Genomic DNA, 617 nt, shown 5'->3' on the forward strand with positions numbered 1-617 from the left:
GCTTGTCGCCGCGTTTACTGATCCCTAGTAAGTTGGCCTTGCCGCCGGTGCTGTATTGCTTGGGTACCAATCCCACTGATGCGGCAAAGTCCCGGCTGCATCGGTACTGCTTGCCATCGCCCATCTCCACAGCTAGAAGGCTGGCGGTGATCGGGCCTACACATGGAATGCTCAGCAAACGGCTACCTAAATCATCATCGGCCACTTGGCATGCCAGCTCTTTATCCATTGCCTTGATTTGCTCATCCAGATAGATGAGGTGATTGTGCAAACGCTGCAGCAGCATTGTCAGACGAACCGGAAGTTCATGCTCAGCCAAAACAACCGCCAGACGCTTCATGATGGTCAAACCTCTGGGCAGGCTGACGCCAAATTCCAATAGAAAACCGTGCATCTGATTAGCGGTTCTGGTGCGATCACGCACCAACGATTCGCGCATCCGATGGAGTACAGAAAGGGTTTGCTGGGATTCAGTCTTGGGCGTAACGAAACGNTCGACAAAGTCGTTTTTGTTGCCCTTGACGAAGGGCTTAACGAACTGCGGGGAAATCAGCTTGGCCGTGTGTCCAATTGCCGCCAACTGACGAGCAACACAGTGCGACCCCGCACAGGCCTCC

Annotated in this window: 1 protein-coding gene; it reads right to left on the reverse strand. The window is 54.1% G+C overall.

What is annotated here, in order from left to right:
- Positions 1–617 (reverse strand): IS110 family RNA-guided transposase (locus AO277_RS14515; protein WP_143492780.1); only part of this gene is annotated, 617 nt, incomplete at both ends.

Origin of the sequence: Pseudomonas amygdali, assembly GCF_002699855.1 — a bacterium.
GTDB lineage: Bacteria > Pseudomonadota > Gammaproteobacteria > Pseudomonadales > Pseudomonadaceae > Aquipseudomonas > Aquipseudomonas amygdali.